This window comes from Pseudarthrobacter sp. 1G09 (assembly GCF_050038305.1).
Taxonomy (GTDB): Bacteria; Actinomycetota; Actinomycetes; order Actinomycetales; family Micrococcaceae; genus Arthrobacter; species Arthrobacter equi.
This window is the reverse complement of sequence record NZ_CP188306.1, coordinates 2348289-2371048: the sequence shown is the minus strand read 5'-3', so window position 1 is coordinate 2371048 and position 22760 is coordinate 2348289. Positions and strand designations below refer to the sequence as shown.

Below are 22760 nucleotides of genomic sequence, written 5' to 3'. Positions count from 1 at the left end.
GGTGGCCCCTGGCGTTTCACGGCGCCGGTGCGGGCCCCTGGATGACGCGGCCGTCCCGCGGCATGGCATCCTGGGTGGACCACCGGTAAGCGACGGGGCCGGCGCCAAACCGGCTCTGCGCACAGTCCGCCAGATTGGCGAACCGCGACGACGGCTCAACAGTCCCAAAGGCCGGATGGCCTTCGCCGCCGGTCAGCAGACAGGACACGCCGTCAAGCCCGGTGGTCAGCAGGGACCTCATCGGGTCCTCGACGCTGATGAACGTGGCATCCAGCGGCGGGGAATCCACCGGGGCGGCAACAATATAGGACCGGTGCGGCCGGCACAGCTCGGCAAGGAGGCACCGGCCAGGGACCTGCCATGGGTCTGTTCGAGGGCCGTGTACGCGAGCCGGTGCAGGGACGTCACCTTCCCGGTGGTGTGGCCTGTGACGCCGGTACCGATTCTGCCCGCCTCCAGGGTGGCCGGCGGGAGCTGGATCAGACGTGGTGTGCCACCTTTCACCGTGTTGGCACGATCATGCTCGTTGGGTCAGGCTGATGCAACGACCGCTAGAACCCGCCCACCTTCCCCGCAGCTGCAGGACCGGACGGGGGACGGGCCGGGTGCGCTAAAGTAGGTCTATGCGTGCGATCCTTCTGCTTAGCCAGCCGCCAGGTGTCCGAAACAACGGATAGCTGAGCGGCAGCCCCTCCTTTGTCGAGGGGCTTTTGTATGTCCGGGTCAGACCGGGCCGGCAGCAGGGGGATCAGGCCGTTATGGCAGCACACGTGCCGTAACAGAACAGAAGAGGGCAGCAGTGGGCGTTCAGCCGGAGACAGACACCGGAACAGCAGCAGTGGCGGCAGATGGGCCCGAAGAGGGCACTTACAGTTTTGCCGCAATGGAGGCCAGATGGCCGCAGGTGTGGGAGGACCTCAAGGTCTTTACCCCGGCCGATGATGGCTCACGGGAACGGCGCTACGTGCTGGACATGTTCCCCTACCCTTCCGGCGACCTGCACATGGGCCACGCGGAAGCCTTCGCCATGGGCGACGTGGTGGCCCGCTACCTGCGGCAGCAGGGGTTCGACGTGCTGCACCCGATCGGCTGGGACTCCTTCGGCCTCCCGGCCGAAAATGCCGCCATCAAGCGCAACGCCCACCCCAGCGAGTGGACCTACGCCAACATCGACACCCAGGCCGCGTCCTTCAAGCGGTACGCCATCTCCGCCGACTGGTCCCGCCGGCTGCACACGTCCGATCCTGAGTACTACCGCTGGACCCAGTGGCTGTTCAAGCGCTTCTACGAGCGGGGCCTGGCCTACCGGAAGAACTCCCCGGTTAACTGGTGCCCCAAGGACCAGACAGTCCTGGCCAACGAACAGGTGGTCAATGGAGCCTGCGAGCGCTGCGGCACCGTCGTCACTAAAAAGTCCCTGAACCAGTGGTACTTCAAGATCACTGACTACGCCGACCGCCTGCTCGACGACATGGAACAGCTCCGCGGTCACTGGCCCGAACGGGTGCTGGCGATGCAGAAGAACTGGATCGGCCGCTCCGAAGGTGCGCACGTCAACTTCGTCATCGAGGCCGACGGCGGCAAGCCCGCCAAGGACGTCACGGTCTTCACCACGCGCCCGGACACCCTGTACGGCGCCACGTTCTTCGTCGTCGCCGCGGACGCGCCGATCGCCGTCGAACTCGTCACCGATGAGCACGCCGCAGCGCTGGACGAGTACCGGGAGACGGTCAAGGCCCTCACCGAGATTGAGCGTCAGTCCACCGAGCGGGAGAAGACCGGTGTGTTCACCGGCCGGTACGCCGTCAACCCGCTGAACGGCGAGAAGCTGCCCGTGTGGGCTGCAGACTACGTCCTCGCGGATTACGGCACTGGAGCCATCATGGCCGTGCCGGCCCACGACCAGCGCGACCTGGATTTCGCCAAAACGTTCGATCTGCCGGTCCGTGCTGTCCTGGACACCGGCGAAGAGGACCCTGCCGCCACGGGCACCGCCACCGCGGGCGAGGGCACCCTGATCAATTCGGGCGAACTGGACGGCCTGCCCAAGGCGGAAGCCATTCCGGCAGCCATCGCCATCCTGGAACGCCACGGCACCGGCGAGAAGTTCGTAAACTTCCGGCTTCGTGACTGGCTCCTCAGCCGCCAGCGGTTCTGGGGCACGCCCATCCCCATCATCCACTGCCCCTCCTGTGGAGAGGTTCCGGTGCCGGACGAGCAGCTGCCTGTCACCCTCCCCGCGGACCTGCGCGGCGAGGACCTGGCACCCAAGGGCACCTCCCCGCTGGCCGCGGCCGAGGAATGGGTCAACGTGGAATGCCCCAACTGCCACGGTGCCGCCAAGCGAGACACGGACACCATGGACACGTTCGTGGATTCGTCCTGGTACTTCCTGCGCTTTGTCTCACCGGACTACACCGAGGGGCCGTTCGATCCGGCCAAGATCAATGACTGGATGCCGGTGGGACAGTACGTGGGCGGCGTCGAGCACGCCATCCTCCACCTGCTGTACGCCCGCTTCTTCACCAAGGTCATCAACGATCTTGGCCTGATTGAAGCCAATGAGCCCTTCAGCGCCCTCCTCAACCAGGGGCAGGTGCTCAACGGCGGCAAAGCCATGAGCAAGTCCCTGGGCAACGGTGTGGACCTCGGCGAGCAGCTGGACAAGTATGGCGTGGATGCCGTCCGCCTGACCATGGTCTTCGCGTCCCCGCCTGAGGACGATGTGGACTGGGCAGACGTCTCCCCGTCCGGATCCGCGAAGTTCCTTGCCCGGGCATGGCGCCTGGCCCAGGACGTGTCCAGTGTCCCCGGTACCGAGGCCGGCACGGGGGACCGTGGACTGCGCTCCGTTACGCACCGCACCATCGCCGACGCTGCCGAACTGCTTGACGCCAACAAGTTCAACGTCGTTGTGGCCAAGCTGATGGAACTCGTCAATGCCACCCGCAAGGCCATCGACTCCGGAGCCGGCGGGGCCGACCCCGCAGTCCGCGAAGCGGCCGAAGCAGTGGCCGTGATCCTCAGCCTCTTCGCCCCGTACACGGCGGAGGACATGTGGAACGTTCTGGGCCACCCGGCGTCCGTGGCCAACGCAGGCTGGCCGGTGCACGATCCGTCCCTGCTGGTCCAGGACACGGTCACGGCTGTGGTCCAGGTCCAGGGCAAGGTCCGGGACCGGCTGGAAATCTCTCCGGACATTTCCGAGGACAGCCTGCGCGAACTGGCGCTGGCCTCCGAGAACGTGCAGCGTGCACTGGACGGCCGCGGCATCCGCACGGTCATTGTCCGGGCACCTAAACTGGTGAACATCGTTCCGGCCTAGCCGCTGCTGCACCCTCGCCGGAACCGGCCGCCCGTCAAACCGGGCGGCCGGTTCCGGCTTTTCCGGACTCTGCACGAGGACACCAGGAGGCAATGTGCCCGACAGTAAAGCCGCCCCCTGGCCATGGGTCCGGGCCCGTCTTTCCGCGCTGCGTCCGGCGGCCAGGCCCGGAGCAGCCGTTTCCGGTGCGGGCGTGCCAGTGGCGCGGACCGCCGTCGTCACCGATTCCGCGGCGGCGCTGCCGGTTGGCTATCTCCGCAGCCTGCCGGTGCACAGCCTCCTCACCATCACTCCGATGCCCGTCATGGTGGGTCCGGAGATTTACGGTGAGGGCGAGGACGACATCCTGGAAACCATTGCCCTGGCGTTGGCTGCGGGCACCCAGGTCAAAACTTCGCGCCCTTCGCCCGGGCAGTTTGAACAGGCTTACCGGTTGCTGCAGCAGCAGGGGTACGAATCGGTGGTTTCCGTGCACATCTCAGGGGACCTCTCCGGAACGGCAGACTCGGCCCGGCTGGCCGCCCAACGGGTGGGCATCCCCGTGCAGGTCATCGACTCACGGACCGTGGGCATGGCGCAGGGCATGGCGGTGCAGGCCGCTGTGAAGGCTGCCGCCGGGGGAGCCGGGCAGGCGGGCGTTGCCGCGGCGGCCCAGGCCCAGGCGGAGCGCACCAAGGTGTACTTCTATGTTCCCAGCCTGGAACAACTGCGCCGTGGCGGCCGCATCGGCGCCGCCGCTTCGCTGTGGGGAACCATGCTGGCCATCAAGCCCCTCCTCGCAGTGGACGAAGGCAAGATCATCCCGCTGGAAAAGGTACGGTCTGCGGCAAAGGCGGTGGCGCGGTTGGAGGAAATCGTGGCCGCTGATGCCCAGGCCCGTCCCGCCGGCAGTGTCCGGTTGGCGGTCCACCACTTCGGCAATCCGGAAGAGGCTGAAAGCCTTGCCGTTCGGCTTTCTGCCGCGTTGCCGGACTGCCCGCCGCCGCAGATCAGCTCGCTGCCTGCCGTCCTGGCTGCCCATGCCGGTCTGGGCGTCCTTGCGGTGATCGTCGGCCAGGAGGACGCTGCGAGCCTTTCCACATAGGCCCGGACATGGCTGTTGCCGGAACGGCACCCTTCGTAGCGTTGAGTTATGTCACGCCGGGATGCTCCAGCAGCAGGCCAGCGGGCTCGTCATGCCCGGGCCCGGCTGCAGGCAACCCTCGGTGGCGGAGCCAGCGGGATGCTGGCCGCTGACCATGCCCAGGGCGACGACGACGGCGGGGGCTTCGAGTACCGCGACGCCGCGGCCGGTGGTTTGGTCGCCGGAGACCCGCACGCGGCTGAGCGCGACGGGAACATGCTGGCTCCGGCCGGCACGGCACCTTCGCTGCGCTGGCGGCTGGGCCTGCGGGTAGCCATAGCGGTTGGCCTGCTGGCCGTCGCAGCCGGTGTCCTGTTCTGGTGGCAGACCGCCGGTGGACGGCCGGAGATCCTGCCGTTGAACACCGTCAGCCGCGAAAGTACCCCGGCAGCCGACACAGCAACGGACAGCCATGCCACCCCGGACGCGGGGAAAGGCCCCGGGGCGGGCGACGCCTCCAAGGCGCCGGGAGATGTCATGGTGGTCCATGTATCAGGAGCCGTCCTGGCCCCCGGCGTGGTGACCCTGCCTGCCGGAAGCCGTGTCCATCAAGCCATTTCAGCTGCCGGCGGTGCGGCCGCCGCCGCTGACCTGGACGTCCTCAACCTCGCCGCTGTGGCGGAAGACGGGCAGAAAATCCACATTCCCCGGCAGGGGGAACTCCCAGGCGGGGACGGCGCAGGATCCCAGGGTCAGGGAAGTACCGCTGCGCCCGCGGACGCCGGAGCGGGTGCCAAGGTCAACATCAATACTGCCGGCGTCGATGAGCTGGATGCCCTGCCGAAAGTCGGTCCCGTCCTGGCCCAGCGGATCGTCGACTGGCGAAAAGAGCACGGGCCCTTCATCGCGATCGAGGATCTGGACGCTGTGGACGGCGTTGGCCCCAAGATGCTTGAAACGCTGCTGCCCCTGGTGACGGTCTGACATGCCTGTTGCGGATAGCGGGAAAGGCCGGGCCCTGAGTCCCGGGCAAGGGCCGCCAAGCCCCTGGAACCGGTTTGTCGAGTCCGCGGTCCGTGGTGCAAAGGAAGGGCCATCTCCAGGCGACGCACGCCCGACCGCGGTTGCCGGCCAATTCGACTCAGGTGGCGGGAACAGCCCCGCACCGGCAGGCGGGAAGAATTCCACCCTGGCCGGCAAGAGCAAGGGCGCCCTGCGGTCGGCCCGTATGCGCGCCGTCAGTGATGCCCGCCGCCGACTCGGAATTGAAGACCGGGCTGCACCAGCGGGGGAGAGCAGCCCATCAGGCGAAGGCCCCGGCCCCCGGAGGCGTACCGATGTCCGGCTCGCCTTGCCGGCCGTCCTGGTCTGGGGTGCCGCCGTGGCCGGTCTCTGGCTGGCGCCGGCCGCGTTGCTGGGACTGTGCGTCGCCCTGCTTGTCCTGGCCGCTGTACTGCTGGTCCTGCTGCGGAGCGGCGGAACGCGCCGGACGAGGGCTGGCGACGGGGGTTCCTGGACGGGGCGCCGTCCGGAAAAGAGGAGTTTCCTGGCGACTACTGCGGTTGGTCTGCTGCTCGCGGTGACCGCGGCGGCGCACGCCTCGGTGGCTTCCGGCCAACGGTTTGAGGGTCCGCTTGCTGAGGCGGTGGCGGCGGGAAAATCCGTGGTGGCGGTGCTGGAGGTGGCCGGCGCGCCGCGGCCGCTTCCCACACCTGGCCAGTCCGGGGAATCCGCGCGGTGGTCCGTCGCCGTGTGGACGCGGGAAGTCAGCACCGGCGGCGTGGTGCTGCGGACCCGGGCGCAGCTCGTGGTGACCGGCGGCAAGGACTGGCAACGGTTGGTCCCGGGGCAGACGGTGCGTGCTGCCGGCAAGCTTCGGCCGCCGGATCCGGGCAGGCCGAAGGCGGGCGGCATGTCTGCGGCCACCGCCCCTGACCTGCGGGGCAGCGGGCGGGGGCTGGAAGCAGCCGCCAAGGACCTGCGTGCGCGGTTTGTGGCTGCTTCCGCGTTCTTGCCATCCGATGCTGCAGGGCTGTTGCCCGGCATGGTCACGGGGGACACCAGCGCGCTGGATGAGGGCCTGGCCAATGCGATGAAAACCGTCGGCATGACGCACCTGACAGCTGTCAGCGGGGCCAATTGCAGCCTTGTCCTCGGTGCAATATTGGCGGGCTGCCGCAGGCTCCGGCTCTCGCGGGTTCCTGCCGCCGGGACTGCGTTGGCCGGACTGGGACTGTTCGTGGTGCTGGTGGGCCCTGACGCCAGCGTGCTGCGCGCGGCCTTGATGGGGGCTGTGGGAATTGCTGCCCTCGCCGGTGGCCGGACCGGCCGCGGGCTCAGCTTTCTTTGCCTGGCAGTCATTGGCCTGCTGCTGCTGGACCCGGCCCTGGGCGGCAGTTTCGGGTTCCTGCTGTCCGTCCTGGCCACCCTGGGCATCATCCTGCTGGGCCGGCGCATCATGGACTGGACTCCTGCGGCCGTGCCCCGCTGGGCAGCCGCCGCTGTTGCGGTGCCGTTATCGGCTCAGATGCTGTGCGGCCCCGTCATCGTGCTTTTGCAGCCGCAGTTCTCCACCTATGCGCTGCTGGCCAATGTAGCCGCGGCGCCGCTGGTGGCTCCCGTGACCCTGCTGGGAACGGCCGCCGTTCCGCTGCTGGTGGCTGCCCCGTGGCTGGCTGTCGCGATGATCGCCGTGGCAGGAACCTGCAGCGCCGGTGTTGCCGCGACGGCCTGGTTCTTTGCCAAGCTTCCGGGTTCCACCTTGCCGTGGCCCGAGGGGGTTCCGGGCCTGGTGACAATGGCGGTCCTGTCAGCCCTCACCTTCGCCGCCGTCTGGGCAGCCGCACGGCCCCGCAGCGTCATTGCGCTCGTTCTCCGTTGCCATCGCCGGGTGCTCAGGCTTTTGTGGTTGTTGGAAAGACGCCCCGGGGCCGCACGGCAACCGCACCGCCCGGCCTCGTCTGCCAACGGCCCCTTCACCCACGGCTTTGCGGTTCGGCGCAGACGTGGCAGGCTTAATTTCCCCACACATCTTTCCGGAAGGAACCCACCATGGCTGCTGCGCAAAAGCGCGGAACCCGCCCGCCGGCGTCGAATCCGGCGGCCTGGCGGGACGTGACTCCCGCGGCCATCGTCCTGGTGAGCGGGCCGGAGGATTACCTGGGCATCAGGGCCATGGACAGCGTCCGTTCCCAGGTCCGCCAGGCAGCACCTGACGTTGAGGTAAGCCGGATCAACGCTGCCGGCTACGAACCCGGGTCCCTCCTGATGCAGGTCAGCCCGTCGCTGTTCGGTGAGAGCAAGCTCATCGAGGTCGAAGCGGTGGAAGCCATGAATGAGGCCTTCCTCACCGACGCCTTGTCCTACCTCGGCCAGCCAGCCGATGATGCCGTCCTGGTCCTCCGTCATGGCGGGGGTGCGCGTGGCAAGAAACTCCTGGACGCTGTCCGTAAGGGCGGCTGGCCTGTAGTTGACTGCCAGCCGCTGAAAAAGGACACGGATAAGATGGCGTTCGTGTCCGCCGAATTCAAGGAGGCCGGGCGCCGCATCGACCAGGAGGCCGTGCTGTCCCTCGTGAATGCGGTGGGCGCCAACCTCTCCGAGCTGGCAGCAGCGTGCAGCCAGCTCATTGCAGACTCAACAGGGACCGTCACACCGGATGTCGTAGACCGCTATTACGGCGGGCGTGTGGAAGCCACGGCGTTCAAGGTGGCCGATGCCGCAATGGCCGGAAACGGTCCGCTTGCCCTTTCCACCCTGCGCCATGCACTGGCCACCGGGGCGGACCCCGTACCGCTGGTAGCCGCGCTGGCTGCGAAGCTCAGGACCGTGGCCCGGGTTGCCGGGGCGTCCGGATCCGCGGCCCAGATTGCAGCCGAGCTGGGAATGCAGCCCTGGCTGGTGGAACAGGCCCAGCGGGACGTCCGCCGGTGGACCCCTGACGGACTGGTGCGGTCCATCCAGGCCACGGCTGAAGCCGACGCACAGGTGAAGGGGTTGTCACGCGACCCCGTCTACGCCGTGGAACATGCGGTGACCGTGATTTCCATGTCCGTCCAGGGCAGGTAGCGGCAAGGCCAGGAGCAACAGCACCGGACGGGCACCAGTGCGACGCTTCCGGGGCCGGCTCTCCACGGGCGAACCGAATTCACATCACGGAACTTAAAGGCGTGTGGCCGGTACCTGAGGGTACCGGCCACAACATCAGTTCAGGGAACTGGAAACCTTACAGTGCGTTGACCTTCTTGGAGATCGCTGACTTGCGGTTCGCTGCGTTGTTCTTGTGCAGAACACCCTTGCTGACAGCCTTGTCCAGCTTGCGGCTGGCAGAAACGAGCGCAGTAGCAGCAGCGTCCTTGTCGGAGGACTCAACGGCCGTGTTGACGGCGCGAATGGCCGTCCGCAGCTCAGACTTGACTGCGTTGTTACGCAGGCGGGCCTTTTCGTTGGTCAGGATGCGCTTCTTCTGGGACTTGATATTCGCCACGTGTGAACTCTCTATTGTAATGCGGAAATGGTCTAGAGGGCTTTCAAGCTGGCCTTGACTGAGCGGCGTGGGGATACCTATGGCGGCCAGCCATCAGTGACCGTCGACCTGCACGGACACACAGCTATAAATAATAGCAGGCCAGCGGCGTGACTGGCCATTTTCCGTACTACCGCCAGCCGTGTCGCGCCCTTAGTCCGGCGGCAACAGCGTCGAATCGGGCCCGGTCCAGCACGGCACCCTCCCTGCGGATGCTGTCCGGCCTGATCTGCAGCACCCGGTCCAGTTTCGCTTCGCTGGGCCGGCCCTGGCGGTCCCAGCCGCCGGCCCCCACGTCTACGTAGTCCCGGGAAGCGGATGCTGCCGGTACCCGGTCCTTGCTGGTGAGCATCAACCCCAGCAGGTACTTTCCATTGCGGCCCACGATGAGGACGGGCCGGTCCTTGCCCCGGGAATGGTCTTCCTCGTAGGGAACCCACGTCCATACGACTTCGCCCGGATCGGGCTCGCCGTCCGGCTGCGGCGAATAGCGGATTTCAGCCCGGCCGGTGAAGTCCCCGGGATAGCCTGCAGCTGGGACGCCGTCCATGGTGCCTTTGGTGTCCGGACGGGCAGGTCGCGGGGCGGGACGCCGATGCGCCGCCGGTTTGTCCACGTTCCGGAGAAGCCTCAGGCCGGCCCGGACAGCATTACCCAGCATGCGGAGGTTGATCGCCATGCCGCCACCCTATAGCCCGGGCCCGCAGACGGCGTGGGTCCCGTGCGGGTGATGCGGTGCGAGTGGCCAGGACGTGGGACACTGGTGGCTGAAGAAGTGCGGCTAATCCGCGGGCAGCATGTGGTGTGCCTGCCGGGCGGCCGCGGAAAAGCCAACAGTAAGGACCCTGCGTGTCTCCCATGGCCCGCACCGCACCGGTGCCCGCCGCGACAGATCCGGCTATTATTCGGAACTTTTGCATCATCGCGCACATTGACCACGGCAAGTCCACCCTGGCTGACCGGATGCTGCAGTCCACCGGAGTAGTCCAGGCGCGGGATATGAAGGCCCAGTACCTGGACCGGATGGACATTGAGCGCGAACGCGGCATCACCATCAAGTCGCAGGCTGTGCGCATGCCGTGGGAAGTGGAAGGCGTCAGCTACGCGCTGAACATGATCGACACCCCGGGCCACGTGGACTTCACTTACGAGGTGTCACGGTCCCTCGCCGCCTGCGAGGGCGCAGTCCTGCTGGTGGACGCGGCCCAGGGTATTGAGGCCCAGACGCTTGCCAACCTGTACCTGGCGATGGAAAACAACCTCGCCATCATCCCGGTGCTGAACAAGATCGACCTTCCGGCAGCGCAGCCGGAAAAATACGCAGCGGAGCTTGCAAGCCTTATCGGCGGCGATCCCGAGGACGTGCTGCGCGTGTCCGGCAAGACTGGTGTTGGCGTGGAAGCCCTCCTGGACAAGATTGTCCGCGACCTGCCGGCACCGGAGGGCAATCCCGACGCCCCGGCCCGTGCCATGATCTTCGACTCGGTCTACGACACCTACCGCGGCGTGGTGACCTATGTCCGCGTGGTGGACGGCATGCTCCACCCGCGTGAACGCATCCAGATGATGTCCACCAGGGCCTCCCACGAGCTCCTGGAAATTGGCGTCAGCTCCCCGGAACCCACACCCTCCAAGGGCCTGGGCGTCGGCGAAGTGGGATACCTGATCACCGGCGTGAAGGACGTCCGCCAGTCCAAGGTGGGCGACACCGTTACCAACCTGGCCAAGCCGGCGGCCCAGTCGCTCCCTGGCTACGCCGACGCGAAGCCGATGGTGTTCTCCGGCCTCTATCCGCTGGACGGTGCCGACTATCCGGTACTGCGTGACGCCCTTGAGAAGCTCATGCTGAATGATGCTGCGCTGGTGTACGAACCCGAAACCTCCGCAGCGCTGGGCTTCGGGTTCCGCGTGGGCTTCCTGGGCCTCCTCCACCTCGAGATCACCCGCGAACGCCTGGAGCGCGAATACAACCTCGACCTCATTTCCACCGCTCCGAACGTGGAGTACGAGGTGACGCTGGAGGACAAGAAGGTGGTCCGCGTGACCAACCCCAGCGAGTACCCCACCGGCAAGATCGCCGAGGTCCGCGAACCCATGGTTTCCGCCACCATCCTGGCCCCCAACGAGTTCGTCGGTGCCATCATGGAACTGTGCCAGTCACGCCGCGGCGTCATGGGCGGCATGGATTACCTTTCCGAGGACCGGGTGGAAATCCGTTACCGCCTGCCGCTGGCGGAAATCGTGTTTGATTTCTTCGACATCCTCAAGTCCAAAACCCGTGGCTACGGCTCCCTGGACTGGAAAGCCGACGGTGAGCAGGTTGCCGACCTCGTGAAGGTGGACATCATGCTCCAGGGCGAACAGGTGGATGCCTTCAGTGCCATCACGCACCGCGAAAAGGCCTATGCCTACGGCGTGATGATGACCGGAAAACTCCGCGAACTGATCCCGCGGCAGCAGTTCGAGGTGCCCATCCAGGCGGCCATCGGTTCGAGGATCATCGCGCGCGAAAGCATCCGGGCCATCCGCAAGGACGTCCTGGCCAAGTGCTACGGCGGTGACATCTCACGAAAGCGCAAGCTGCTGGAGAAGCAAAAAGAAGGCAAGAAGCGCATGAAGATGGTGGGCACCGTGGAGGTGCCGCAGGAAGCGTTCATCGCCGCCCTCACCACCGACGAATCGAAGGACAAGGCCAAGAAGAAGTGACCACCGCGCAGCGGGGTACCCGCTGATGCCCAGCGTACTTCCCCTTGGTGACCCGGCGCCGTCGGACGGCATCCTGCCTCCGCAGGCGGCCGTCGGCGCCCGCGACCGCGCGTTCGGGCTGTATGTCCACATCCCTTTCTGCGCCGTGCGCTGCGGGTACTGCGACTTCAACACCTACACTGCCACCGAACTCGGCGGCGGTGCCTCCCAGGATGCATATGCCGCTACGGCAGCATCCGAGGTGGCGTTTGCGGCCACGGCGCTCAAGGCGTCCGGTGTACCGGACCGAAAGCTCAGCACTGTCTTCTTCGGTGGCGGCACACCCACGCTGTTGCCCGCCGACGACCTCGCATTGATTCTTCGGACGGCCATCGACCAATGGGGGATCGAGGATGGCGCCGAGGTGACCACTGAGGCGAATCCGGATTCGGTGACACCGGAGTCCCTGGCTGTGCTCAGGGATGCCGGCTTTACGCGGGTCTCGTTCGGGATGCAGTCCGCCGTTCCGCACGTCCTTAAGGTCCTTGACCGCACTCACACCCCGAGCAGGGTTCCCCAGGTCGTGCAGTGGGCCCGTGACGCCGGCCTGGCAGTGAGCCTCGACCTGATCTATGGGACGCCGGGGGAGTCGCTGGCCGACTGGCAGTACTCCCTGGAAACCGCGTTGTCGTACGAGCCGGACCACATCAGCGCCTACGCGCTGATCGTTGAGGACGGCACGAAGTTGGCAGCGCAGATCAGGCGCGGCGAGGTCCCGGGCATTGACGACGACGATCACGCCGACAAGTACGAGCTCGCCGACCGCCTGATCACCTCTGCAGGCCTGGAGTGGTACGAGGTCAGCAACTGGGCGCGCACGCCCGAACAGGCCTGCCGGCACAACCTTGCCTACTGGCGTGGCGATGACTGGTGGGGGATTGGGCCTGGCGCGCACTCACATGTGGGCGGTGTGCGCTGGTGGAACGTCAAACACCCAAGCGCGTACGCCGGCCGGTTGGCGCAGGAAAACTCACCGGCTGCAGGACGCGAAACCCTGGACGCAGAGACCCGGAACGTAGAACGGGTCATGCTTGAGGCGCGCCTCCAGTCCGGGCTGGAAGTGGCAAGCCTGGACACTGTAGGGCGGAACCAGATCGCCGGTCTGATTGCCGAAGGGCTGGTGGAGCCGGGCGCAGCATTCCGGGGGACGTTGGTCCTGACATTGAAGGGCCGGCTCCTGGCCGACGCGGTGGTCCGCCGGATCCTGCCCGACTAACGAGGGAATGCTGCGGGTGGGCCCACGTCGGCGAGGGCCCCGGACCGAGCTTGCGAGAGACTGGGTTGCTGCGGGTGGGCCCACGTCGGCGAGGGCCCCGGACCGAGCTTGCGAGGGCTGGGAGCCGACGGGGACTACTTGATCCAGCGCAGGTTGAACTGGTAGCGGTGCGGTTGGCCGCGGTTAACGTGGATGCCTGCCGCCACCGAGAAGCACGTCAGTGCAATCCAGATCAATGTGGCGATCACGGCAAAAATGTTTCCGACCACGGGGATGAACACCAGGATGTTCGCCACTACCGCTGCGATGGTGGGCGGCAGGCTGAAGTTCAGTGCCTCCTTGGACTCCTGGGCCGTGAAGGGCCCTCGGTCGCGGAAAATAAGGAAGATCAGCAGGGCGGGAACGCATCCCAGGATCCCGCCGAAGTGCGCCAGGGTGGCCCACTGCCGGTCCTCGCTGGCCGTGAGCGGCAGCGCATTCGCGGGGACGCCGTGGTATTCGGAACGGCCGGTGCTGCTTTGGCCGTCCCTGTGCTCGCGTGCGTTTTCTGCCACAGTCTGTTCCTTCGAAAAGTGCAATTGATGCTGGGGATGCAGTTGATGCTTCGGGGCCCGCTGCGGATCGCGGGGGCCACCGCAGTATCAAGAATACTGGTGTTTGCCGGTCCGGCGTCCGTCAGGGTGCTGTGAGGAAGTCGATGACTTCCTCTACCCGGCCCAGCAGCGACGCCTCCAGGTCTGCGTAGGTGTGGACCGCGCCGAGCAGTTTCTGCCATCCGAGCCCGATGTCCTCCTTAGTGGAGTGCGGCCAGCCGAACGCCTTGAGGATCCCGGTTTTCCAGTCCTGGCCCCGCGGTACGGACGGCCACTGCGGAATGCCCAGCACGGAGGGCCGGATGGCCTGCCACACATCCACGTAGGGGTGGCCGACAATCAGGACGTTGCCCGCAGCGCCAGGGCCGGCCATGACAGCGTCAGCAATACGGGATTCTTTGGAGTCCGGGACCAGGTGGTCCACCAACACGCCCAGCCGGCGGCCCGGCCCTGGCCTGAATTCCTTCACGGCCCCGGCGAGGTCGTCGATGCCATGCAGGGGTTCGACGACGATGCCCTCCACCCGGAGGTCGTCTCCCCATACCTTCTCGACGAGTTCGGCGTCGTGCTTGCCTTCCACCCAGATGCGGCTCGCCTTGGCCACCTGTGCGCGCTGGCCTGCGACGCGTACGGAGCCCGAGGCGGTGCGCCCGGCGGCCGGACCGCCCGGTGCGGGCCGGGGCGCCGGTGGCATCAGCCTGATGGCACGGCCCTCAAGGAGGAACCCGAATCCCAGCCGGAAGGTCCGCGACTTTCCGCGCCGGTCCTCAAGGGCCACCACATGCATGCCGCCGGACTTTTCCACCCGGGTGACGGCCCCCACCCACCCGGACTGTACGTCTTCGAGCACCATGCCCCGTTCCACGGGCACTTCAGGCAGTTGCGTGCGCGCGGGAGCGGACATGTCCCGCGGGCCCCAGTTCCGGTAATCCATGGTCACTCCGCCTCGCCGTAGGTGCTGTCCCGGAATTTCGCCCGGAGCGGTACCAATGCTAACAACGGGCCAAGGCATAATAGACTGTTAGCACTTGGGCATGTCGAGTGCTAACAGTTCGAGTGCATGTTCGAGTGCGTGCAGACTGGCAGGAAGGAACGGGTGGCTTATCCACCCCGACTGGATGGAGGTGGAGTGTGAGTGAGCCGCGCAAGCTTGAAGTACTGCGGGCCATCGTGGAGGACTACGTCCACTCCCGCGAGCCGGTAGGCTCCAAGGCCCTGGTGGAACGGCATCACCTGGGGGTTTCCAGCGCCACGATCCGGAACGACATGGCGGCGCTTGAGGACGAGGGCCTCATCACGGCGCCGCATACCAGCGCCGGCCGGATTCCCACGGACAAGGGTTACCGGCTGTTCGTGGACCAGATTTCGGCCGTGAAGCCGCTCTCGCAAGCCGAACGGCGCGCCATCCAGTCCCTCCTGGAGGGATCCGACGACCTCGACGACGTCCTCGACCGCACCGTGCGGCTGTTGTCCCAGCTGACCAACCAGGTGGCGGTGGTCCAGTACCCCCACCTCAGCCGGGCACTGATCCGGCACATCGAGTTCGTCCTGCTGGCCCCGCGCAAGGTCCTGGTGGTCCTGATCGCGAACAGCGGCAATGTGGAGCAGCGTGTCATTGACGTCGGGCAGGACCTCGCGGACGAAGCGCTGTCCGCGCTGCGTACCCGGTTCCTGGGAACCCTGGCCGGAACACCGCTGGCCCGGCTGGCCCAGGCCCTTCCCGCCGTCGTCTCCTCTGTCAGTCCGGGGGAGCGGCAGGCGGCGCAGTCGCTGGCCCATGCCCTGGAGATCCTTGCGCACAGCAGCCGCGAGGACCGTATGGTCATGGCCGGAACGGCCAACCTGGCCCGGTCCAATGTCGACTTTCCGCTGAGCATCGGCCCCGTGCTGGAAGCTTTGGAAGAGCAGGTGGTGATGCTGCGGCTGCTGAGCGACATGGCGCAGGACCACCGTGGCGTGGCCGTCAGCATCGGCCGCGAAAACCCCTATGACGGCCTGGCCGAGGCGTCCGTCGTGGCCACCGGCTACGGCCCGGACAGCGTGGCCAAGATCGGCATCCTGGGTCCCACCCGGATGGACTATCCCAATACCATGGCGGCCGTCAGGGCAGTTGCCCGTTACCTTTCCCGCATCCTGGGTCCCTGACCGGCCCGCCCCGGCACCACAGCCGCCGGGCCCGCACGGCAGCCCAACCGCAGGCAGTACAACAAGGAAGAGATACGAACTTTGAGCAGCCACTATGACGTCCTTGGAGTCTCACCGGAAGCCACCGGAGAAGAAATCAAAAAGGCCTACCGCAAGCTGGCCCGCACACTCCACCCCGACGTCAACCCGGGCGAAGATGCGCAGGACCGCTTCAAGGCGGTGACCCACGCCTACGAAGTCCTCTCCGACCCGCAGAAACGCCGGGTCTATGACACCACAGGCAACGAGAACGGCACCGACAACGGATTTGGCGGCGGAAGCTACGCCGGCCAGGGCTTTGCCTTCCAGGACATCTTCGACACGTTCTTCGGCGCCGGCGGATCGTCCGGACCCGCCTCACGGGTCCGCCGCGGCCAGGATGCACTCATCAGCGTGCGCATCGAACTGCGCGACGCCGTCTTTGGCGTCAACAAAAAACTTGAGGTGGACACTGCAGTCACCTGCCCCACCTGTGAGGGGTCATGCTGCCGTCCGGGGACGCACCCCGAACGCTGCGACATCTGCGGCGGCAGCGGCCAGGTCCAGCGCGCTGTCCGTTCCATCCTTGGCCAAGTCATGACCGCTGCACCGTGCGGCACCTGCGAGGGGTTCGGCACGGTCATCAAAGATCCCTGCAATGAATGCAGCGGCCAGGGCCGCATCCGGAGCCGCCGCTCCCTGACCATCAAGGTTCCCGCCGGCGTTGCAACGGGAACACGCATTCAGCTGACCGGGCAGGGCGAAGCCGGCCCCGCGGGCGGCCCCTCCGGCGACCTCTACGTGGAGGTCCGCGTCAACAACGACGCCACGTATGTGCGGGACGGCGACGACCTGCACGCAACCCTGAACATCCCCATGACCGCCGCGGCGCTGGGCACCGACGTCAGCCTGGAGACCTTCGACGGAACCCAGGACATCGACGTGAAGCCGGGTACCCAGTCCGGTGAAATCATCACTCTTCGCGGACTGGGTGTCACCCACCTGCGCGGATACGGCCGCGGTGACCTGAAGGTGCACCTGCAGGTGGAAACGCCGGCCAAGCTCGACGCAGCCCAGGAGGAGCTCCTCCGGCAGCTTGCCAAGCTCCGCGGAGAACAGATCACCGAAGGCAAGCTCGCCGCCAGTGGCGGGATGTTCGCGAAGCTGCGGGACCGGCTGGGTAACCTGTAGCGGTGAGCAACCCCGTCTTTTTTACCTCCGCCGGATCCCTCGACGGGCTGGAGGAGGGCATGGAGTTTGTCCTGGAAGGGCCGGAGGCGCGCCACGCGGTTGCCGTAAAGCGTCTCGCGGCGGGTGAAGCCGTGGACATCGTCGATGGCGCCGGTACCCGTATGAGCGGGACGGTGGCCGAGGCCGCCGGCACCCGCCTCACCGTGCGGTGCGGTGCCCTGGTGGAGGAGGTCCGCCCCAGTATCCGGCTGGTGCTGGTGCAGGCCCTCGCCAAGGGTGACCGTGATGAGCTTGCCATCGAGACCGCCACTGAACTGGGCATCGACGCCGTCATCCCCTGGCAGTCCGAACGTTCCATCGTCCGGTGGAAGGGTGACCGGGCGGCCAAGGCGCACGCCAAGTGGCAGTCCGTGGTGGGGGCCGCGGCCAAACAGGCGCGGCGGGCCTGGATCCCTGAGGTACGTCCCGCCGTCGACACCGCGGCCCTTGCTGCCGCAGTGGAAGACGCGGACCTGGCGGTCATCCTCCACGAAGACGCAGTGCGGCCGCTCCGTTCTGTCCTGGAAGGCTGGGACGGTGCCAGCGGCACCGGAACCCGTGAAGTGCTCCTCATCGTGGGCCCCGAGGGTGGAATCAGCCCCCGGGAGGTGACGCGCCTCTGCGACCACGGAGCCGTCACGGCCCTCCTGGGCCACCACGTGCTGCGCTCATCCACGGCCGGTCCTGCCGCCGTCGTGCTCTCCAGCGACATTCTTGGGCGCTGGGACGCTACCTGACCTTGAAGGACCGGTTGTCTTCGAACTGGTCCGGCCCGCCGTCAGACCCGGCCTGTGCCACCCTCAGCTCGTAGTCTCCGGCGGGCAGGGTCAGGGCCAGCGTGAATACCCCTGCCTGCCCCTGTTCCGATGACGCCGTGGTTTCGCCGGTGAGGAAGGGCGCTTTGGCGCCGTTGTCCTGGGTTCGCAGGATCTGCCAGCGAAGCTTGCCGCCGGCCGATGTGCTGCGTCCGGTGATCTTGACGCTGCCGTCCGCGACTTCGGAGCCTTCCTGGGGATCGATGATCCAGACAGGAGCAACCAGGCCCGCCGTCCTGGTCATCAGGGCGCCAAGCTGGACCTGCCCGAAAGCCATGTAGTCGGTGTGGCCGTCCACCAGGATCCGTACCCGGATCTGCTGGCCGGAGTCGATCAACCCGGAACTGGCTGCGGCAGCTGTGGCCGTGTAGACGAGCTGCTGGACTGCCCGGGCTGCCATGTCCGCATCAAGGTTGCTGTTGAAAGCGTCCTCGGAGACGTCGACGGTGATGACGTCCTTGCCGGAAATCGAGGTGGCCAGCTTGCCGGGATTCTGCCACGGGGTGAAGAAGTCAGGGTCAAGGGGTTTATCGGACATCATGGCACGCAGTGCGCGCGTGACCGGGTTCTCCTGTTCGGGAACATCCCGGAACTCCCGGTACAGGAAGACGTTGCTGCTGCTGCGGCCGATCCAGTAGACGGGCGCCTTGTTGGAGGACTGCGTGGTTTCCAGCGGGGCGCTGGTGGAGGGCGGCTCCGGGCTTCCCGTGGTGGCAGGCCCGGTCAGAAGGGTGCCCGTGGGGGAGGGGCCAGGTTCTGCAACGCAACCGGCAAGGATCGGCACGACCGTCAGGACGCCTGCCAGCATGATCGCGCGGGCGCGGCCCACGTGTCGACCTGCCCGGCGGGGCGCAACGGTATCCGGCACTTGTGCCTTTCCTTTCCTGTCGTGAGGGCCGTTCCCCGGCTGGCCCGATGTCACAGCCGTGGCTGGATTTCCAGCATTGCACAGCCCGGCGAAGCGATTTGCCCTGTTCCGGCCGTGGGGCAGAACTGCAACGGGAACGATATGAGGACGATATGAAGTTGATACCTTATGACCGATCCTGCCGGGGCGTTTTTGCTGACTGCTCCGTGGTGCATGTGGATGCCGAGGGCCCGTGGATGTCCGGCTTTACCGGCAGGCGGGGTGCGCTGGCGTAAGATAAAAGGATCACGGAACGCAGAAACCAGGCACTGGTTTCCCGCACCGGGACGACAGCAGAATCTACCTCGAGGGGACCACAGGCCTGCGGGCCAGCACCATGACTGAATCAGCCAACGGAAAGCGCCGGCTCAACACGGGAGAGGGCACTGCCGGGGAATTTCCCCACACCCTTCCCGGCGTCCGGACCGAGGTAGTCCTTTTCGACAATTCCGATCAGATGGTCCAGTCACTCGGCAGCCACGATGAGGCGCTGCGGTACATCGAGGAGCAGTTTCCGGACGTCAACTTCCACGTCCGCGGCAACGAACTTTCCCTCAGCGGCCCGGCCGGCGACGTTCCCAGGATCATGCGGCTCCTCCAGGAAGTCCGTGGACTGGTGGCACGCGGCACCGTTATCACCCCTGCGGTCCTGCAGCAGCTGGTGGCACTGCTCCGGAGCCAGTCGCTCCAGAACCCTGTGGATGTGCTGACGCACGACATCCTCTCCAGCCGGGGCAGGACCATCCGGCCCAAGACGCTGAACCAGAAGAACTATGTCGACGCCATCGATGACAACACCGTCATTTTCGGCATCGGCCCCGCCGGAACCGGCAAGACGTACCTGGCCATGGCCAAGGCTGTGCAGGCCCTTCAGCAGAAGGAAGTCAGCCGCATCATCCTTACCCGCCCGGCCGTCGAAGCAGGCGAACGCCTCGGGTTCCTGCCCGGAACTTTGAGCGACAAGATCGATCCCTACCTGAGGCCGCTCTACGATGCCCTCCACGACATGATGGACCCCGAATCGATTCCACGGCTCATGGCAGCCGGAACCATTGAGGTGGCTCCGCTGGCCTATATGCGTGGCAGGACGCTCAATGACGCGTTCATCATCCTGGATGAGGCCCAGAACACCACCCCGGAACAGATGAAGATGTTCCTCACCCGCCTGGGCTTCGGGTCCAAGATGGTGGTCACCGGTGACGTCACCCAGGTGGACCTGCCCTTCGGGACCCGGTCCGGGCTGCGGATCGTGGAGGAGATCCTGCACGGCATCGAAGGCGTGAACTTCTCCGTCCTTGATGCCGCGGACGTGGTACGGCACCGCCTCGTGGGAGACATTGTCAATGCCTACAGCATCTGGGACGACAGGCAAAGGAACCGTGCCCGGCAAACGGCCGGCCGGGAGAAGCGGGGGGAGCACGCATGAGCATCGAGGTGAACAACGAATCCGGCGTCCAGGTGGATGAGGCGGGGCTGGTAGCCCTGTCCCGGTACATTTTTGAACAGCTTTACATTCATCCGCAGGCAGAACTTTCCATTCTGCTGGTGGATGAGCCTGCCATGGAGAAGCTCCACATCGAACTGATGGACGAGCCCGGGGCAACCGACGTGTTGTCGGTGCCCATGGATGAACTCACGCCCGGAACTCCGGACCGACCCACCCCGCAGGGGATGCTCGGCGACATCGCCATCTGCCCCCAGGTGGCGCAGGTCCAGGCCAAAAACGCCGGCCACGCCCTCCAGGATGAGATGCTGCTGCTGACCACGCACGGCATCCTGCACCTTTTGGGCTATGACCATGCCGAGCCCGAAGAGAAGGAAGAGATGTTCGAGCTCCAGCGCGAACTCCTGACCGGCTTCACCGGCAAGGAAGCGCCCGCCGAGACCACCCAGTGACGCCCCTCCTCCTGGTGGCGATGGCCCTGGTCTTCCTGGTCATCGCCGCCGTACTGACCGCGGCCGAGGCCGCCTTCAATTTCCTCCCGCGGCACGATGCGGAAGATGCGTTGCTCCGAAGCCGCGGAACAGCAATGCGCAGCATCCTCCGCGAGCCCGTTGCGCATATCCGGGCCCTGAGGTTCTGGCGGGTCTGGTTCGAAATGGCCTCCGCCGTCGCCGTCTCGGTGCTGCTTTACAGTCTCCTGGACAACATCTGGCTGGCCGGCCTTGCAGCGACCGGCATCATGGCGCTGCTGGGGTTCGTGATCGTGGGTGTCTCGCCCCGCCAGCTGGGCAGGCTCCACTCGGCCGCGGTGGTGCGCTTCACGGCGCCGATGATCCGCTTCCTGACGTGGGTCCTCGGGCCCATACCGGGATGGCTCGTCGCGGTGGGAAGCGCTGCCGCCCCGGGCGCACCTGGAGGGGACGAAGCCTTCTTCAGCGAACAGGAATTCCGTGAACTGGTGGACCGGGCCAGCGAATCCGACATGATCGAGGACACCGAAGCCGAGATGATCCAGTCGGTGTTCGACTTCGGGGACACGTTGGTCCGTGCCGTCATGGTGCCCAGGACGGACATTGTCGGCATCGACTCCGGTGCGAGCCTGCACGAGGCCATGTCCCTGTTCCTCCGCTCCGGATATTCCCGGGTCCCGGTCATCGGCGAGGACACCGACCACATCCTGGGGATCGTCTACCTCAAGGACGTGGCCGCCGTCGTGCATGAACTGGACGCAGGCGCAGAACCGCCCACAGTTGACTCCATGGCCCGTGAGGTCCGCTACGTGCCGGAATCAAAACCGGTGAGCGACCTGCTGCGGGAACTGCAGAAGGAGTCCACGCATGTGGCCATCGTCATCGACGAGTACGGCGGCACGGCCGGCCTGGTCACTCTTGAGGACCTGATTGAGGAAATCGTTGGCGAGATCGTTGACGAATACGACACCGAAAGCGCCGAGGCCGTAGGGCTCGGGGACGGTTCCTACCGGGTCAGCTCCAGGATGAGCATCGATGACCTCGGAGAACTCTTTGACATTGAGCTGGACGACGACGAAGTGGACACCGTGGGCGGACTGCTCGCCAAAGCGCTGGGGCGCGTTCCCATCGTGGGCAGCCGGGTTGAAGTCCAGGGCGTATCGCTGCGGGCCGAGCGGCTCGAGGGCCGCCGCAACCGCGTCAGCCATATCATTGCGGCACCCGTGCCAACAGTAGACACTGACCTTGAAGACCTCTTCCATGAGGCGGAAGCAACCCAGCAGGGAGTTCCACGTGAGCAAGAAAAGTAAGGCCCAGGCAGAGGACGATTTCGGCGGATTCCGGGCGGGGTTCTCGGTCCTCGTCGGCCGTCCCAACGCGGGCAAGTCCACTTTGACCAACGCCCTGGTGGGTAAGAAGATAGCCATCACCTCTGCCAAGCCGCAGACCACCCGGCACACCATCCGTGGGATCGTCCACCGCGATGACGCCCAGCTGATCCTGGTGGACACACCGGGGCTGCACCGCCCGCGGACCCTTCTCGGCAAGCGCCTGAACGACCTCGTGGCCGACACCCTCGCAGAGGTGGATGCCATCGGCTTCTGCCTGCCCGCCAACGAAAAGATCGGCCCCGGTGACAAGTTCATCGCGACCCAGCTTGCCGCCATTGGCGGGAAGCCCGTCATCGCCATCGTGACGAAGGCCGACCTTGTGGACAAGCAGGCGCTCACCGAACAGCTCCTTGCCGTCGATGCCCTCGGCCGTGAAGTGCTGGGCGAAGACGGGTGGCGGGACATCGTCCCCGTCTCCGCGAGCGACGGATTCCAGGTGGACACTGTGGCCGATGTCCTGATCAGCCACATGCCGCCGTCGCCCCCTCTGTACCCGGACGGCGAACTGACCGACGAGCCCGAAGCTGTCATGGTGGCCGAACTGATCCGCGAGGCGGCGCTGGAAGGCGTCCGGGATGAACTTCCGCACTCACTCGCCGTGGTGGTGGAAGAGATCGTTCCCCGTGAGGACCGGCCGGATGACAATCCGCTCCTTGACGTGCGGGTAAACCTCTACGTGGAACGTCCGTCCCAGAAAGCCATCATTATCGGCAAGGGCGGGAGCAGGCTGCGGGAGGTGGGGACCAACGCGCGCAAGGGCATCGAGGCGCTGCTCGGCACACGCATCTACCTGGATCTCCATGTGAAGGTGGCAAAAGACTGGCAGCGGGATCCAAAACAGCTGGTCAAGCTCGGTTTCTGACGTTCCGGGCG

At 66.2% G+C, this 22760-nt stretch carries 20 protein-coding genes; 14 read left to right on the top strand and 6 right to left on the bottom strand.

Translation table 11 applies throughout. From position 1 onward, the window contains the following. Positions 1 to 16: 16 nt before the first annotated feature. Positions 17 to 289 carry a hypothetical protein gene (locus ACP3TD_RS10910; RefSeq protein WP_426762904.1) on the bottom strand — a complete coding sequence of 91 codons (273 nt, stop codon included), beginning with the start codon at positions 287 to 289 and terminating at the stop codon, positions 17 to 19. A 510-nt stretch (positions 290 to 799) separates the two neighbouring features. Between ACP3TD_RS10910 and leuS the strand changes: the two genes are divergently transcribed. The 5 genes from leuS (at position 800) to holA (ending at position 8456) form a co-directional block, all read left to right on the top strand. Continuing rightward, complete coding sequence (gene leuS / locus ACP3TD_RS10905) at positions 800 to 3325, top strand: leucine--tRNA ligase (protein WP_426762902.1); 2526 nt, start codon at positions 800 to 802, stop codon at positions 3323 to 3325. Positions 3326 to 3419: 94 nt separating this feature from the next. Continuing rightward, on the top strand, positions 3420 to 4409 hold the full coding sequence (locus ACP3TD_RS10900) for a DegV family protein (RefSeq protein WP_426762901.1): 990 nt from the start codon (positions 3420 to 3422) through the stop codon (positions 4407 to 4409). Positions 4410 to 4457: 48 nt separating this feature from the next. Continuing rightward, on the top strand, positions 4458 to 5372 hold the full coding sequence (locus ACP3TD_RS10895; protein ID WP_426762899.1) for a ComEA family DNA-binding protein: 915 nt from the start codon (positions 4458 to 4460) through the stop codon (positions 5370 to 5372). 244 nt (positions 5373 to 5616) lie between these two features. After that, positions 5617 to 7506 carry a ComEC/Rec2 family competence protein gene (locus ACP3TD_RS10890; protein WP_426762898.1) on the top strand — a complete coding sequence of 630 codons (1890 nt, stop codon included), beginning with the start codon at positions 5617 to 5619 and terminating at the stop codon, positions 7504 to 7506. Continuing rightward, complete coding sequence (gene holA / locus ACP3TD_RS10885; RefSeq protein WP_426762897.1) at positions 7440 to 8456, top strand: DNA polymerase III subunit delta; 1017 nt, start codon at positions 7440 to 7442, stop codon at positions 8454 to 8456. The genes ACP3TD_RS10890 and holA overlap by 67 nt, the downstream gene beginning before the upstream one ends. Before the next feature lie 157 nt (positions 8457 to 8613). Here holA and rpsT read toward each other — a convergent pair whose 3' ends face one another. Continuing rightward, positions 8614 to 8874, bottom strand: a complete 261-nt coding sequence (gene rpsT / locus ACP3TD_RS10880) for a 30S ribosomal protein S20 (protein ID WP_056079344.1) — start codon at positions 8872 to 8874, stop codon at positions 8614 to 8616. A gap of 169 nt (positions 8875 to 9043) precedes the next feature. Beyond that, positions 9044 to 9592, bottom strand: a complete 549-nt coding sequence (locus ACP3TD_RS10875) for a type II toxin-antitoxin system PemK/MazF family toxin (protein ID WP_426762896.1) — start codon at positions 9590 to 9592, stop codon at positions 9044 to 9046. Between the two features lie 170 nt (positions 9593 to 9762). Between ACP3TD_RS10875 and lepA the strand changes: the two genes are divergently transcribed. Both lepA and hemW read left to right on the top strand, forming a co-directional pair. Next, positions 9763 to 11619, top strand: a complete 1857-nt coding sequence (gene lepA, locus ACP3TD_RS10870) for a translation elongation factor 4 (RefSeq protein ID WP_172829963.1) — start codon at positions 9763 to 9765, stop codon at positions 11617 to 11619. 25 nt (positions 11620 to 11644) lie between these two features. Beyond that, positions 11645 to 12874, top strand: a complete 1230-nt coding sequence (gene hemW, locus ACP3TD_RS10865) for a radical SAM family heme chaperone HemW (protein WP_426762894.1) — start codon at positions 11645 to 11647, stop codon at positions 12872 to 12874. 134 nt (positions 12875 to 13008) lie between these two features. On the opposite strand, the gene ACP3TD_RS10860 is transcribed toward hemW, so the two are convergent. Beyond that, positions 13009 to 13428: a DUF4870 domain-containing protein gene (locus ACP3TD_RS10860; protein WP_045731418.1), complete on the bottom strand. Its 420-nt coding sequence runs from the start codon at positions 13426 to 13428 to the stop codon at positions 13009 to 13011. Between the two features lie 121 nt (positions 13429 to 13549). Further along, complete coding sequence (locus ACP3TD_RS10855) at positions 13550 to 14401, bottom strand: DUF3097 domain-containing protein (protein ID WP_426767202.1); 852 nt, start codon at positions 14399 to 14401, stop codon at positions 13550 to 13552. Positions 14402 to 14598: 197 nt separating this feature from the next. Between ACP3TD_RS10855 and hrcA the strand changes: the two genes are divergently transcribed. From hrcA to ACP3TD_RS10840, 3 genes are all read left to right on the top strand, one after another. Then, on the top strand, positions 14599 to 15612 hold the full coding sequence (gene hrcA / locus ACP3TD_RS10850) for a heat-inducible transcriptional repressor HrcA (protein WP_377203564.1): 1014 nt from the start codon (positions 14599 to 14601) through the stop codon (positions 15610 to 15612). Positions 15613 to 15693: 81 nt separating this feature from the next. Next, on the top strand, positions 15694 to 16821 hold the full coding sequence (dnaJ, locus tag ACP3TD_RS10845; protein WP_091720371.1) for a molecular chaperone DnaJ: 1128 nt from the start codon (positions 15694 to 15696) through the stop codon (positions 16819 to 16821). 2 nt (positions 16822 to 16823) lie between these two features. Beyond that, positions 16824 to 17597: a 16S rRNA (uracil(1498)-N(3))-methyltransferase gene (locus tag ACP3TD_RS10840; protein WP_426762892.1), complete on the top strand. Its 774-nt coding sequence runs from the start codon at positions 16824 to 16826 to the stop codon at positions 17595 to 17597. Here ACP3TD_RS10840 and ACP3TD_RS10835 read toward each other — a convergent pair. After that, positions 17590 to 18543 (bottom strand): GerMN domain-containing protein, encoded by a 954-nt coding sequence (locus tag ACP3TD_RS10835; RefSeq protein ID WP_426762891.1) that lies wholly within the window; start codon positions 18541 to 18543, stop codon positions 17590 to 17592. The two genes, ACP3TD_RS10840 and ACP3TD_RS10835, sit on opposite strands and share 8 nt — an antisense overlap. A gap of 376 nt (positions 18544 to 18919) precedes the next feature. Here ACP3TD_RS10835 and ACP3TD_RS10830 point away from each other — a divergent pair, with 376 nt between their 5' ends. From ACP3TD_RS10830 to era, 4 genes are read left to right on the top strand one after another with little or no spacing between them, the layout of a single operon-like run. Continuing rightward, positions 18920 to 20008, top strand: a complete 1089-nt coding sequence (locus tag ACP3TD_RS10830; RefSeq protein WP_015937162.1) for a PhoH family protein — start codon at positions 18920 to 18922, stop codon at positions 20006 to 20008. Further along, positions 20005 to 20478, top strand: a complete 474-nt coding sequence (ybeY, locus tag ACP3TD_RS10825; RefSeq protein WP_426762889.1) for an rRNA maturation RNase YbeY — start codon at positions 20005 to 20007, stop codon at positions 20476 to 20478. Before ACP3TD_RS10830 ends, ybeY begins: the two co-directional genes overlap by 4 nt. Beyond that, positions 20475 to 21806, top strand: coding sequence for a hemolysin family protein (locus ACP3TD_RS10820; RefSeq protein ID WP_426762887.1), 1332 nt, complete (start codon positions 20475 to 20477; stop codon positions 21804 to 21806). Before ybeY ends, ACP3TD_RS10820 begins: the two co-directional genes overlap by 4 nt. Then, a complete protein-coding gene (era, locus tag ACP3TD_RS10815; protein ID WP_426762886.1) occupies positions 21790 to 22749 on the top strand; it encodes a GTPase Era in 960 nt (319 codons plus the stop codon). Before ACP3TD_RS10820 ends, era begins: the two co-directional genes overlap by 17 nt. Positions 22750 to 22760 lie beyond the last annotated feature (11 nt).